The organism is Paraburkholderia sp. BL6669N2, from assembly GCF_003387275.1.
In the GTDB taxonomy this organism is placed as follows: domain Bacteria; phylum Pseudomonadota; class Gammaproteobacteria; order Burkholderiales; family Burkholderiaceae; genus Paraburkholderia.
Window position 1 is genome coordinate 2,051,804 of sequence record NZ_QUNA01000001.1, and the last position, 12,975, is coordinate 2,064,778.

General features: G+C 60.9%; 11 protein-coding genes and 1 tRNA gene. All 12 read right to left on the bottom strand.

Annotated features, from left to right (window positions below; all coding sequences use genetic code 11):
• Positions 1 to 26 precede the first annotated feature (26 nt).
• Positions 27 to 2,462, bottom strand: a complete 2,436-nt coding sequence (gene pheT / locus B0G80_RS09425; RefSeq protein WP_116117815.1) for a phenylalanine--tRNA ligase subunit beta — start codon at positions 2,460 to 2,462, stop codon at positions 27 to 29.
• A gap of 164 nt (positions 2,463 to 2,626) precedes the next feature.
• A complete protein-coding gene (gene pheS / locus B0G80_RS09430) occupies positions 2,627 to 3,640 on the bottom strand; it encodes a phenylalanine--tRNA ligase subunit alpha (protein ID WP_181196504.1) in 1,014 nt (337 codons plus the stop codon).
• A gap of 158 nt (positions 3,641 to 3,798) precedes the next feature.
• Positions 3,799 to 4,158: a 50S ribosomal protein L20 gene (rplT, locus tag B0G80_RS09435; RefSeq protein ID WP_006052502.1), complete on the bottom strand. Its 360-nt coding sequence runs from the start codon at positions 4,156 to 4,158 to the stop codon at positions 3,799 to 3,801.
• A 29-nt stretch (positions 4,159 to 4,187) separates the two neighbouring features.
• Positions 4,188 to 4,385 carry a 50S ribosomal protein L35 gene (gene rpmI, locus B0G80_RS09440; RefSeq protein WP_012433738.1) on the bottom strand — a complete coding sequence of 66 codons (198 nt, stop codon included), beginning with the start codon at positions 4,383 to 4,385 and terminating at the stop codon, positions 4,188 to 4,190.
• A gap of 249 nt (positions 4,386 to 4,634) precedes the next feature.
• Positions 4,635 to 5,159, bottom strand: coding sequence for a translation initiation factor IF-3 (infC, locus tag B0G80_RS09445; protein WP_074263967.1), 525 nt, complete (start codon positions 5,157 to 5,159; stop codon positions 4,635 to 4,637).
• A gap of 49 nt (positions 5,160 to 5,208) precedes the next feature.
• A complete protein-coding gene (gene thrS / locus B0G80_RS09450; protein WP_116117816.1) occupies positions 5,209 to 7,116 on the bottom strand; it encodes a threonine--tRNA ligase in 1,908 nt (635 codons plus the stop codon).
• 252 nt (positions 7,117 to 7,368) lie between these two features.
• Positions 7,369 to 7,445: transfer RNA gene (locus B0G80_RS09460), tRNA-Val, on the bottom strand.
• 131 nt (positions 7,446 to 7,576) lie between these two features.
• A complete protein-coding gene (locus B0G80_RS09465; protein ID WP_116117817.1) occupies positions 7,577 to 9,820 on the bottom strand; it encodes a bifunctional (p)ppGpp synthetase/guanosine-3',5'-bis(diphosphate) 3'-pyrophosphohydrolase in 2,244 nt (747 codons plus the stop codon).
• Between the two features lie 58 nt (positions 9,821 to 9,878).
• Positions 9,879 to 10,232 carry a RidA family protein gene (locus B0G80_RS09470; RefSeq protein ID WP_106279733.1) on the bottom strand — a complete coding sequence of 118 codons (354 nt, stop codon included), beginning with the start codon at positions 10,230 to 10,232 and terminating at the stop codon, positions 9,879 to 9,881.
• A gap of 83 nt (positions 10,233 to 10,315) precedes the next feature.
• Positions 10,316 to 11,230, bottom strand: coding sequence for an alpha/beta fold hydrolase (locus tag B0G80_RS09475; RefSeq protein WP_116117818.1), 915 nt, complete (start codon positions 11,228 to 11,230; stop codon positions 10,316 to 10,318).
• Between the two features lie 308 nt (positions 11,231 to 11,538).
• Positions 11,539 to 12,180, bottom strand: coding sequence for a CoA transferase subunit B (locus tag B0G80_RS09480; protein ID WP_106279198.1), 642 nt, complete (start codon positions 12,178 to 12,180; stop codon positions 11,539 to 11,541).
• 2 nt (positions 12,181 to 12,182) lie between these two features.
• On the bottom strand, positions 12,183 to 12,887 hold the full coding sequence (locus B0G80_RS09485) for a CoA transferase subunit A (protein WP_106279196.1): 705 nt from the start codon (positions 12,885 to 12,887) through the stop codon (positions 12,183 to 12,185).
• Between the last annotated feature and the right edge of the window lie 88 nt (positions 12,888 to 12,975).

Below are 12,975 nucleotides of genomic sequence, written 5' to 3' on the forward strand. Positions count from 1 at the left end.
ACAGCCGTGCAATTGTTAAATGCGGGTTATCCGCGCAACCGTGCGCCATATACTCGAGCCAGACGTTCCACCAGAGTATGAATAGCCAGATCGACCGTTTCATCCTGAAGGGTTCCGCCAGTATCTTGCAAGGTCACACGGAACGCAAGGCTTTTCTCGTGAGCGCCGAGACCACCGGAAGTGTTTGATTTTGGACGGAATTCGTCGAAAAGCACAACCTTCTGAACCGTCTTGCAGGCGGGTTCGGACTGGGCCTTCTGGAGCTCGTCCAGCAGTGCCTGGACCTCGATTTTCTGATCGACGACCACCGCAATATCACGACGCACCGGCTGAAATTTAGACACTTCAGACGGAATCGGCAATACGCGCTGCATTAATGCTTCCGCTTCGATTTCAAACAGAATCGGCGCATGCGGTAAATCATATTTTTGCATCCAGCGCGGATGCAATTCGCCAATCCAGCCGACTGCGCGCCCATTCAGTTCGATACGCGCGCTACGTCCCGGATGCAACGCCGGATGCTCCGCTTTGACGAAGCGCGCAACGGCCGGCGCCAGCACAGCTTCCAGGTCGCCCTTCACGTCGAAGTAGTCGACCGTGCGCGTCGCCGCGCCCCACTGCTCTTCGAGCGCGGGACCGTACGCGAGGCCGCCGATCATCTTCGGCTGCGCGAAGCCTTCGACCGTGAGCTCACCGGCCTTGATCGACGGATCGTGCAGGAACACGCGGCCGGCTTCGAACACGCGTACGCGATCCGCCGTGCGACGGTTCAGATTCGTACGCAGCACGTGAATCAGGCTGCCGAACAGAGTCGTGCGCATCACCGACAAGTGGCTCGCAATCGGATTCAGCAGACGTACCGGCTTGTCGTTGCCGGCGAAGTCCTGTTCCCACTCGGCGTCGACGAAACTGAAGTTCACCGTCTCCGCGTAGTCGCGCGCCGCGAACGCGTGACGGAGCTCGTGGATCGAACGCTGCGTCTCATTGGTCGCGCGCATCTCGCTGGTCGCGACCGGCGGACGCGCCGGGATTCTTTCGAAGCCGTAGATGCGCGCGACTTCTTCGATCAGGTCTTCTTCGATTTCGATATCGAAGCGATACGACGGCGGCATCACCGAGAACGTGTCTTCACTGCGCTCGAACGACAGGCCGAGGCGCGTGAAAATCTGCGCGATTTCGTCCGCGTCGATCTTGATGCCGATGATGCGGTTCGCACGCGAAACACGCATCTTCACGGGCTCGCGCTTCGGCACGTTGACGATCTGATCGTCGACCGGGCCGGCTGCGCCGCCGCAAATGTCGAGGATCAGTTGCGTGATGCGCTCGATATGATCGACGGTGGTCGCATAGTCGACGCCGCGTTCGAAGCGATGGCCTGCATCGGTCGAGAAGTTGTACTTGCGCGAGCGGCCACGAATGCTGTCGGGCCACCAGAAGGCGGCTTCGAGATAGATGTTGGTGGTGTCGAGCGTGACGGCCGTGCTGTCGCCGCCCATGATGCCCGCGAGACTTTCGATGTGTTGCTCGTCGGCGATCACGCCAACGGTTTCATCGAGTTCGACGGTATTGCCGTTCAGCAGCTTGAGCGTTTCGCCCTTGCGGCCCCAGCGCACGTCCATGCCGCCGTGGATCTTGTCCAGATCGAACACGTGCGACGGACGGCCCAGTTCGAGCATCACATAGTTCGAGATATCGACCAGCGCGGAGATGCTGCGCTGGCCCGAACGCTCCAGACGCTCGACCATCCACTGCGGCGACTTGGCGCGCGCGTTCACGCCGCGAATTACGCGGCCCGAGAAACGGCCGCACAGATCCGGCGCCGAGATTTTGACGGGCAGCGTCTCGTCGAGCTTCACTTCGACCGGCTTGATCTCGAGCGGGCGCAGCGGCGCGCCGGTGATGGCCGAGGTCTCGCGCGCCACGCCGAACACCGACAGGCAATCCGCCTTGTTCGGTGTCAGCTTGATCTCGAACACGGTGTCGTCGAGATTGAGCGTTTCGCGGATGTCCTGGCCGATCGGCGTATCTTCCGGCAGGATCAGCAGGCCGCTATGATCTTCAGAGAGCTTCAGTTCGCGTGCCGAGCACAGCATGCCCTGGCTTTCCACGCCGCGTAGCTTCGAGAGCTTGATCGCGAACGGCGCGCCGCCTTCTTCAGCGGGCGGCAGTTGCCCGCCCACCAGCGCGACCGGCACCTTGATGCCGGGCGCCACGTTCGGCGCACCGCACACGATGTTCAGCGTCGCGCCCGTGCCGGCGTCGACCTGACAGACGTTGAGCTTGTCCGCGTCCGGGTGCTTGACGACTTCCAGCACCTGGCCGACGACGATCTTCGAGGTCGGCGGCGCGGCCGGCCGCAGGTCTTCGACTTCGAGACCGGCCATCGTCAACGCGTGCGACAGTTCGTCGGTCGTCAGTTGCGGATCGACAAAGGTTCTCAGCCAGGATTCCGGGAATTGCATGGTTCTGTGTACGTTCTGATCAGGTTAGGTCCACGTCCGGCAATGTTTTGACTCGGCGCGATGTTCATGCGATGCCACTCATCGGACACTGCCGGGGACGCTGCACGCGGCAAGCACTGTGTGCCTTGCCGCGCTCTATGCTTGTCGCGTTCGTACGCGCCGGTTCAGGCGAATTGACGCAGGAAACGCAGGTCGTTTTCGAAGAACAGACGCAGGTCTTGTACGCCATAACGCAACATGGTGAGCCGCTCGAGGCCGCTTCCGAAAGCAAAGCCGATGTAACGCTCCGGGTCGAGGCCCATGTTGCGGATCACCGTGGGGTGAACCTGGCCCGAGCCCGAAATTTCGAGCCATTTGCCGGCGTTCTTGCCCGTTTCGAACAACATGTCGATCTCGGCCGACGGTTCGGTGAACGGAAAATACGACGGACGGAAGCGCACGAGAATGTCGTCGCGCTCGAAGAATTTCTTGAGAAAGTCTGTGTAGACGCCCTTCAGATCCGCGAAGCTGATGTTCTCGTCGATCCACAGGCCTTCAACCTGGTTGAACATCGGCGAATGCGTCGCGTCGCTGTCCACACGGTACGTGCGGCCCGGCACGATCACCTTGATGGGTGGCGTGTTGGTGCGCGCATAGCGAACCTGCATCGGGCTGGTGTGCGTGCGCAGCAGCAGTTGACGGCCGTCGGCATCTTTGCCGTCGACGTAGAAAGTGTCCTGCATGGAACGCGCCGGGTGATTTTCCGGGCTGTTCAGCGAGGTGAAGTTGTACCAGTCGGTTTCGATTTCGGGGCCGTCGGCCACGTCGAATCCGATCGTACGGAAAATCTGTTCGACGCGCTCCCACGTGCGCATCACCGGGTGCAGACTGCCTGCGCCGGTGCCGCGGCCCGGCAGCGTGACGTCGATGGCTTCAGCGGCGAGGCGCTGGTTCAGCAGCACGTCGGCCAGCGCCTGACGGCGGGCTGTCAACGCGGCTTCCACTTGTTGCTTGACGAGGTTGATCCGTGCGCCTTCGGTCTTGCGCGTTTCGGGGTCGAGTTTGCCAAGGCCCTTCAACAGCTCGGTCAGCGCACCCGATTTGCCGAGAAAGCGCGCTTTCTCGTTCTCGAGGGTGGTGACGTCGGAGGCTTCTGCGAAGGCTTTTTGCGCGTCAGCGACAATCTGGTCCAGATCCATTGATCCCATCATTTCAACGTCAGTGTTCAATCGAAGCAAAACTGGTTCTACCAACAAAAACGGGGCTCGGTGAGGAGCCCCGTTTTTGCTGCAGCGTCACCGAGACTACCGGATCTTCGCTGCAACGAACCACGCAGTATTAATTGCCAGAAGCGCAATCAGGCTGCAACGGCGGCTTTCACCTGCTGAACGATCGCAGCAAAAGCAGCCTTGTCGAACACAGCCATGTCGGCCAGCACCTTGCGGTCGAGTTCGATCGAAGCCTTCTTCAGGCCGTTGATGAACACGCTGTACGTCATGTCGTGCTGACGCACCGCCGCGTTGATACGCGTGATCCACAATGCACGGAACACACGCTTCTTGTTGCGGCGATCGCGGTAGGCGTATTGGCCTGCGCGCATGACCGCCTGCTTGGCGATGCGATAGACGTTATTGCGACGGCCGCGGTAACCCTTGGCCAGCTTGATGATCTTCTTGTGACGGGCCCGTGCGGTAACCCCACGTTTTACTCGAGGCATGTCTTGCTCCTATGAGTTTCGGTTAAGGGTTAAGCGAACGGCAGCATTGCGCGCACGGAGTTCATATCTGCATCATGAACTGCCGTCGAACCGCGCAAATGGCGTTTGTTCTTGGTGGTCTTCTTGGTAAGAATGTGGCGCTTGAAGGCTTGACCGCGCTTGACGGTACCGCCCGGACGCACCACGAAGCGCTTTGCAGCACTCTTCTTGGTCTTCATCTTCGGCATGACAACTCCATTATTAGATGGATATGGGTGTGCGGTCAGCCATTGGCCATTACCCGCCCTTCGAAACCCACTCCACTTGGTATGCAGACCGCCTGAACTGCCGGCAGCCGCTTTTCGGGAAGCGACGCGCATTGTACACGCGTCGTTCCGAAACCTGCTGAGGCGGCACCGGACACCCGGCGCCGCATCGTTTCAAACTTTACTCACAACCAGAGCGCGCGCCACACGGCGCGCCGCAGCGCTGATCGCTTACTTCTTTTTCTTCGGAGCGAGCACCATGATCATCTGGCGCCCTTCCATTTTCGGCATCTGCTCGACCTGACCGACTTCGTCGAGGTCCGTGCGCAGGCGCTCGAGCATGCGCATACCGATTTCCTGGTGAGCCATTTCGCGGCCACGGAAACGCAACGTGATTTTCGTCTTGTCGCCGTCGTCGAGGAAGCGGATGAGGTTGCGCAGTTTGACGTTGTAGTCGCCGTCATCAGTGCCCGGGCGGAATTTGACTTCCTTGACCTGGACGATCTTCTGCTTCAGCTTGGCCTCGTGTTGCTTCTTCGCTTCCGAGTACTTGAACTTGCCGTAGTCCATCAAGCGGCAAACCGGCGGAACCGCTTGCGGAGCGATTTCGACCAGATCCACGTCTTGCTGTTCCGACATGCGGAACGCATCAGCGAGTTTCACGATGCCGAGCGGTTCGTTCTCGACGCCGACCAGACGCACCTCGGGTGCCGTAATTTCACCGTTGATGCGGTGCGCAGACTTATCAGTAGCGATGTTACGTTTCCTCTAAAATTTAAAAAAACGAGCCGGGCTGCCAAGTGGCTCAATTGAACGACTGCACATCCTGGCGCAGACGCTCAATGAAGGTGTCGGGGGGCATCACACCCAGATCGACACCACCACGGGCACGCACGGCTACCGTTTGGGCTTCACGCTCTTTGTCGCCGACCACAAGCAGGTACGGCACCTTTTCCAGCGTGTGCTCGCGTATTTTATAGCTAATCTTCTCGTTGCGCAAATCCGCCTCTACTCTAACCCCTTGTTTTTGCAACGATTGGGCTAAAGAACGCGCATATTCCGCCTGACTTTCCGCGATATTCATCACTACGACCTGCATCGGCGCAAGCCATGCGGGCATTGCACCAGCATGGTGCTCGATCAGAATGCCGAGGAACCGCTCCATTGATCCGACGATTGCCCGGTGCAGCATGATCGGGCGACGGCGGCTGTTGTCTTCGGCAACGTATTCCGCGCCCAGACGCTCCGGCAGCACCATATCGAGCTGCAGCGTACCGCATTGCCACGAGCGGCCAAGCGCGTCCTTGATGTGGTATTCGACCTTCGGGCCGTAGAACGCGCCCTCGCCCGGCAACTCTTCCCACGTCACGCCGCAGGCCGTCAGCGCCTCGCGCAGACCCTGCTCCGCGCGATCCCACGTCTCATCCGTGCCGGCACGCGCGTCCGGGCGCAGCGACAGCTTGATCTCGACATTGTCGAAGCCAAAATCCTTGTAGACGCTCATCGCCAGCGTATTGAACGCGATCGATTCGCTGATGAACTGGTCTTCGGTACAGAAAATGTGCGCGTCGTCTTGCACGAAACCGCGCACGCGCATCAAGCCGTGCAACGCACCCGACGATTCATTGCGGTGGCACGAACCAAACTCGGCGTAACGCAACGGCAGATCGCGGTACGAGCGCAAACCGTGATTGAACACCTGCACATGACCCGGGCAGTTCATCGGCTTGATCGCGTAGTCGCGCTTTTCCGATTCCGTCGTGAACATGTTTTCACGATAGTTCTGCCAATGGCCCGATGCTTCCCAAAGCGAACGGTCCATGATCATGGGCGTCTTGATTTCGAGGTAACCCGCGTCGTTCACGCGACGGCGCATGTACTGCTCGACCTGCTGCCACAGCGTCCAGCCGCGCGGATGCCAGAACACCATGCCCGGCGACTCGTCCTGCATGTGGAACAGATCGAGTTGCTTGCCGAGCTTGCGGTGATCGCGCTTCTCCGCTTCTTCGAGCATGTGCAGATACGCTTCCTGGTCTTCCTTCTTCGTCCAGGCCGTACCGTAGATGCGCTGCAATTGTTCGTTCTTCGAATCGCCGCGCCAGTAGGCACCCGCGACCTTCATCAGCTTGAATACTTTCAGCTTGCCGGTGGACGGCACGTGCGGACCGCGGCACAGATCGGTGAAGCCGCCATGCGAGTACAGCTTGATGTCGTCGGTAGCGGGAATCGATTCGATGATCTCGGCCTTGTACTTTTCGCCGATGCTCTTGAAGTAGTCCACCGCTTCGTCGCGCGATACCACGCGGCGCGAAACGGGTTCGTCTTTCTTCGCGAGTTCCTGCATGCGCTTTTCGATCTTCTCGAGATCTTCCGGCGTGAAGGGACGGTTGTACGCGAAGTCGTAGTAGAAACCGTTGTCGATGACCGGGCCGATCGTGACCTGCGCTTCCGGGTACAGATCCTTCACCGCGTATGCGAGCAAGTGCGCGGTGGAGTGACGGATGATATCGAGACCGTCCGCGTCTTTCTCGGTGACGATGGCCAACGCCACGTCGTGATCGATCAGCGCAGACGTATCGACCAGTTCACCGTCGATCTTGCCGCCAAGCGCGGCTTTCGCGAGGCCGGGGCCGATCGAGGCGGCCACTTCGGCGACGGTCACCGGATGCTCGTACTGTCGAACAGAACCGTCAGGCAGACGTATCGAAACCATTGCGTTCTCCGAGGTGCCGACCGGCGGTGGCACATACAACCAGGTCAAAAAAACAAAAAAAATGCGGCCCCGCTTTCGAGGGGCCGCATTCACATTTCCTGCTAACTACAGTGGCGAAAGTGGTCCTCGACTAGCGTCGCTCCGAAGTAGTCTCGGTCAACGTTCGCGGTGTCATAACCGTATTCGCCTTTTGCGCCAAAGGCGCTTACTGCAGCTTGCGAAACCCCGGCAAAGCCGGAATTTCTCTTTCGTTGGTAGGCTCGATTGGACTCGAACCAACGACCCCCACCATGTCAAGGTGGTGCTCTAACCAGCTGAGCTACGAGCCTGAAGAAACGAGATTATATGGAGCGCCACACTGCTTGGCAAGTACTTTTATGCACCGACTTTAAATTTCTACTCACGCGCTCATGCATGTCCAGCAGAAACCTCGACCGGCCATGCGTGCGCCGCACACTCGTCAACTCTTGCGTGAAGCGCGCACCACGCCCGTGACTTCGCCGAGCAACGTGCACGCGCGCTGAATCTGCGCCGCGCTCGAGACCTCGACGGTAAATTGCATGAACGCAGCGTTACGGCGCGTCTGCGTTTTCACGCCGATCACGTTCATCTTCTCGCGCGCGAACACTTCGGAAATATCGCGCAGCAAGCCCTGCCGATCCGTTGCATCGATCGAGAGATCGACCGGATAGACCGACTGACCACGGCCGCTCATCACCTCCGCCGACCACGCCGTTTGCAACACGCGCTCGGGCGCGCGATCGGCCATGCGCAGGAACGTCGGGCAATCGCTGCGATGAATCGACATGCCTTTGCCGCGCGTAACGAAGCCGCAGATATCGTCAGGCGGCGCGGGCCGGCAGCAGCGCGCGAGTTGCGTGAGCAACGCATCCACACCAACCACCAGCACGCCCGTGGACGCGCCGCGCGCCACGCTCGCACCACTACTGCGCTTCTCGAATTGCTCCGGCGCTTCGACCACCGGTTCCGGCGGCGGCGCATCGTGCAGCGCCTGCTCGACGAGCCGCAAACTGAATTCTTCCTTGCCCACCACGGAGAACAAGTCGTCGGTAGTCTTGAAGCCAAGCTTGGCCGCGAGCTGATCCAGATTGACCGACGTCTTGCCCTCGCGCTGCAAGGTCTTCTCGACCATCGCGCGGCCGCTCGCGATATGTTCCTGCACTTCGACCGCATTGAACCACGCGCGCACCTTCTGCCGCGCGCGCGGACTTTGCAGATAGCCGAGTTGCGGGTTAAGCCAGTCGCGCGACGGCCCGCCCTCCTTCACCGCGACGATCTCCACCGTCTGACCGTTTTGCAAAGGCGTGTTCAACGGCACCATCGCGCCGTCGACGCGCGCGCCGCGGCAACGGTGCCCCAACTCGCTATGCAAGTGGTACGCGAAATCGACAGGCGTGGCGCCGTGGGGCAACGGAATCACCCGCGCCTGCGGCGTCAGCACATAGATGTGGTCGTCGTCGAGCGTGGCCTGGCGCAGTTGTTCCCACGGCTGCGACGCGCGCTTCTCACCGTGCTCGCCTTCGGAGACTTCATCTTTCCATGCGAGCAACTGACGCAGCCACGCGATCTTCTCGTCGTACTTCTCGTTGGCGGCGAACTGGCCGCCGTAGCCGCGCGTGCCGGCTTCCTTGTAACGCCAATGCGCGGCGACGCCGTATTCGGCGAACTGATGCATTTCGTGCGTACGGATCTGCACTTCGAACGCGCGGCCGTCGTCGCCGATCACCACCGTGTGCAGCGACTTGTAGCCGTTCGGCTTCGGCCGCGAAATGTAGTCGTCGAACTCTTTCGGCACCGGTTGCCACAGGTTGTGCACGATGCCGAGCACCGTGTAGCAATCCTTGATGTCCGGCACGATCACACGAAATGCGCGCACGTCGTACAGCTCGGCGAAATCCAGTTCCTTGCCGCGCATCTTGCGCCAGATGCTGTAAATGTGTTTTGGCCTACCGCTCACTTCCGCGCGAATATGCGCCGCGGCCAATTCCTTTTGCAGGCGTTCGATAGCCTGCGCGACATAGCTCTCGCGCTCGACGCGTTTTTCGTCGAGCAGTTTGGCGATGCGCTTATACGTGACCGGCTCTTCGAAGCGCAGCGCGAGATCCTCGAGCTCCCACTTCAGTTGCCAGATCCCGAGACGATTGGCGAGCGGCGCATAGATATCGAGCGTCTCGCGCGCCACGTCCGGTGAAGGCGTGATTTTCGCCGCCGCGTAGTAACGCAGCGATTGCAGGCGCGATGCGAGCCGGATCAGCACCACCCGAATATCCTGCGCGAACGCGAGCAGCATCTTGCGCAGCGCCTCGACCTGCGCGCGGCGTGCGGCCTGCGCATCGCGCCCGGCTTCAGGCATGGCGTTCTGCGCAGCCCGCATGCTCACCGTTCCTAGGCGCAGCAACTTGCGCACGTCGCCGACCAGTTGCGCGACTTCTTCGCCGAAGTTGTCGGCGATCAGGCGCTCCGGGTCCTGCAGATGCGGCGTCAATGCAAACAACGCCGCCGCCAGCACCGCCGGCGGATCGACATTGAGCTTGCGCATGATCGACGCCGTGCCCGCCGCATGGTCCGCCAGCATTTCGCCCGACGACAATCGCACCTCGCCCGCATGCTCGCGCACGAACGCCATCGCTTCATCGAAAGAAGGAAGAGGGTTCGGCGCGTTCGTAACGGTTTCGGTATTCATGGTGCGACGGCCCACCGGGCCAGACGATTCAACGGAATTTCAACTGCACGTGCCCAGCTTACGCGCGCTGCGCAGCGACTACGCAGATTTCGACCAGGCACTTCGGATTGGCAAGCTTTGCTTCTACGGTTGCGCGCGGCGGCGTGGCGCCTTGCGCAACCCACTCGTCCCACACCGCGTTCATGCCGGCGAAGTGGACCATGTCCGAGATGTAGATCTGCACCGACAGCAAGTGCGACTTGTCGCTATTCACTTCGCCCAGCAGACGGTCGATGTGGCCGAGCACTTCGCGCGTCTGACCCGTGATGTCCTGATCCGCGTCTTCGGCGATCTGGCCCGCGAGGTACACGGTGCCGTTATGCACGGCGATTTCCGAGAGGCGCTTGCCGACGTGGTGACGAATGACTGCCATGGCGAATCCTGAGTTGGTTTGAAAATTGATCGGAGATGCGTTGCGCATCGCGCCCCGTCGAGGACGCCGCGCGCAACTGCATATTATGACGCGTCGGCGGCCGGTCCGATAAAGAACCGCCTCGCGATGTCGATCTGATCGGCTGACAGAAACGCCGGCGCGTGTCCGACACCGGCGATTTCCGCGCTCGACACCGCACGCCCGGTCTCGACCATCTTCGCGACGGTTTCACGCGAGAGCAGATCGGACAACTCGCCGCGCACCACCAGCACCGGCCCTTGAAACGAGGCCAGCGAATGCCACAGCGCGGCCTCGCCGAGTTTGGCCGCTTCCTCGGTGGTTGCCGTAAAGGGCTGCGCGATCCGCGGGTCGTAACGGAACAGCCACTTGCCGTCCTGTTCGTGCAGAAGCGGGGTGTTGATTTCGCGCCAGTCGTCAGGTGTGAGCGGACCAAAGGTCTGCGCGAGCAAGGCCGCGTAGTCGATACCTTGCTGCAGCGTTTCAAACTGCACGGGCTTGCCGAGATACTCTCCGATGCGTTGTACCGCAGCCGGCTCCAGATGCGGACCGACATCGTTCAACAACATCTTGCGGATCGGCGTTTCGGGCAACCCGGCAAGTCCAAGCCCAATCAGGCCGCCCATGGACGTGCCGAACCAGTCGACCGTCTCCACATTCAGGCGCGCGATCAGCGTGACCATGTCGGCGACGTATTGCGGCACCGTATAGAAGTTGGGGTTGGCAAGCCACGATGACAAGCCCCGCCCCGCGACATCCGGGCACACCACGCGGTAAGTGTTGGCGAACTCTTGCGCGAGGCGGTCGAAATCGCGCCCTGAACGGGTCAAACCGTGCACGCACAACAGCACGCGCGGATTGGCCGGGTCGCCCCACTCGGTATAAGCGATGCGGTGCAAGCCACCGGCGCTCGCGCACTGCACATAACGTTGGCGCGGCGCAAGCCGTCCGGTGGTGGAAGCGAACGTGGTTGCGGTCATCTGGGTTCCTTGCAAAAGCGCTGCGGGTTCGGCCTGGGCACGGCAGGGACAGATAGGCGTTCAATCTTCAAATGATTGTAAACCGCTTTGCCGAGCGGCAAGAGTCGGCCGGATGGCATAGGACGGCCCGGAACGAATGTCCGGCGCACAAAACAAAACGGGCGAGACTCACGCCTCGCCCGCCTGGGAACCGCCTCGCGGCCGCCTGCCGCTCATACCAGCCGCATCCGGCCGCACAGCGGCCTCCGCAAGCCTCAACCCGCCTCAACCAGCCTCAAACCGCTTCAGACGGCCTCGCCGCACGCCATTCAGCTAACCGCGCTCACATCGAGCGGCGCGCCCGTCTTGGCCTTGATTTCCTCGACGCTCACGCCCGGCGCCAGTTCGGTCACCTTCAGCCCGTTGTCCGTGACTTCGATCACGCCAAGGTCGGTGATGATCTGGTCGACCACGCCCACGCCCGTGAGCGGCAGCGTGCATTCGTCGAGGATCTTGTGCTGATCGCCCTTCGCGACGTGCTCCATCAGCACGACCACGCGCTTGACGCCCGCGACCAGATCCATCGCGCCGCCCATGCCCTTGATCATCTTGCCCGGGATCATCCAGTTGGCCAGATCGCCCTTCTTGCTGATCTGCATCGCGCCGAGAATCGCCAGATTGATGTGGCCGCCGCGAATCATCGCGAACGAATCCGCCGACGAAAAAATCGACGAACCCGGAAGCGTGGTCACCGTCTGCTTGCCGGCGTTGATCAGGTCGGCGTCCACTTCTTCTTCGGTCGGCGACGGGCCGATGCCGAGCAGGCCGTTTTCCGACTGCAGCCACACTTCGACGCCCGCCGGCACGTGATTGGCGACCAGCGTCGGCAGGCCGATGCCGAGGTTCACGTAGAAACCGTCCTGCAATTCCTTCGCCGCGCGTGCGGCCATTTCGTCACGAGTCCATGCCATGATCAGTCTCCTTTCGCGCGGACAATGCGTTGTTCAATGCGTTTTTCCGGATTCGCATTGAGCACAATGCGCTGCACGAAAATGCCAGGCGTATGGATCGCGTCCGGATCGAGTTCGCCCACTTCGACGATCTCTTCGACTTCCGCGACGGTGATCTTGCCGGCCATCGCGCACATCGGGTTGAAATTGCGCGCGGTGCGGCGGTAGATCAGGTTGCCCGACTTGTCGGCCTTCCACGCCTTCACCAAAGCGACGTCGGCCGTCAGCGAGTGTTCCAGCACGTAGTGGTTTTCGCCGAACTGGCGGGTTTCCTTGCCTTCGGCGATCAGCGTTCCGTAGCCGGTATTGGTGAAGAACGCCGGAATGCCCGAACCGCCCGCGCGCAGCTTCTCGGCGAGCGTGCCTTGCGGCGTGAATTCGAGTTCGAGTTCGCCGGCCAGATACTGGCGTTCGAACTCCTTGTTCTCGCCGACATACGACGAGATCATCTTCTTGACCTGGCGCGTTTCGAGCAGCAGACCGAGGCCGAAACCGTCGACGCCCGCATTGTTGCTGATGCAGGTGATGCCCTGCACCTTCGAATCGCGCAGTGCGCCGATCAGCGCCTCCGGAATGCCGCACAGCCCGAAGCCGCCGACGGCAAACGTCTGCCCGTCCTTGACGATGTCTTTCAGCGCCTCGGCGGCGCCTGGATAGACCTTGTTCATCAGTATGTCCCTTCCTTTATGGAAACCCGAATTCGGATCGTTGCGGCTGATATCACGTTGGGCGGGCCCGAGCCCGACACGTCATTCT

What these genes read in the sequence shown, in the direction of transcription:
- pheT (WP_116117815.1), bottom strand. Translation starts at nt 2,462, where the DNA reads ATGCAATTCCCGGAATCCTGGCTGAGAACCTTTGTCGATCCGCAACTG.
- pheS (WP_181196504.1), bottom strand. Translation starts at nt 3,640, where the DNA reads ATGGATCTGGACCAGATTGTCGCTGACGCGCAAAAAGCCTTCGCAGAA.
- rplT (WP_006052502.1), bottom strand. Translation starts at nt 4,158, where the DNA reads ATGCCTCGAGTAAAACGTGGGGTTACCGCACGGGCCCGTCACAAGAAG.
- rpmI (WP_012433738.1), bottom strand. Translation starts at nt 4,385, where the DNA reads ATGCCGAAGATGAAGACCAAGAAGAGTGCTGCAAAGCGCTTCGTGGTG.
- thrS (WP_116117816.1), bottom strand. Translation starts at nt 7,116, where the DNA reads ATGGTTTCGATACGTCTGCCTGACGGTTCTGTTCGACAGTACGAGCAT.
- B0G80_RS09465 (WP_116117817.1), bottom strand. Translation starts at nt 9,820, where the DNA reads ATGAATACCGAAACCGTTACGAACGCGCCGAACCCTCTTCCTTCTTTC.
- B0G80_RS09470 (WP_106279733.1), bottom strand. Translation starts at nt 10,232, where the DNA reads ATGGCAGTCATTCGTCACCACGTCGGCAAGCGCCTCTCGGAAATCGCC.
- B0G80_RS09475 (WP_116117818.1), bottom strand. Translation starts at nt 11,230, where the DNA reads ATGACCGCAACCACGTTCGCTTCCACCACCGGACGGCTTGCGCCGCGC.
- B0G80_RS09480 (WP_106279198.1), bottom strand. Translation starts at nt 12,180, where the DNA reads ATGGCATGGACTCGTGACGAAATGGCCGCACGCGCGGCGAAGGAATTG.
- B0G80_RS09485 (WP_106279196.1), bottom strand. Translation starts at nt 12,887, where the DNA reads ATGAACAAGGTCTATCCAGGCGCCGCCGAGGCGCTGAAAGACATCGTC.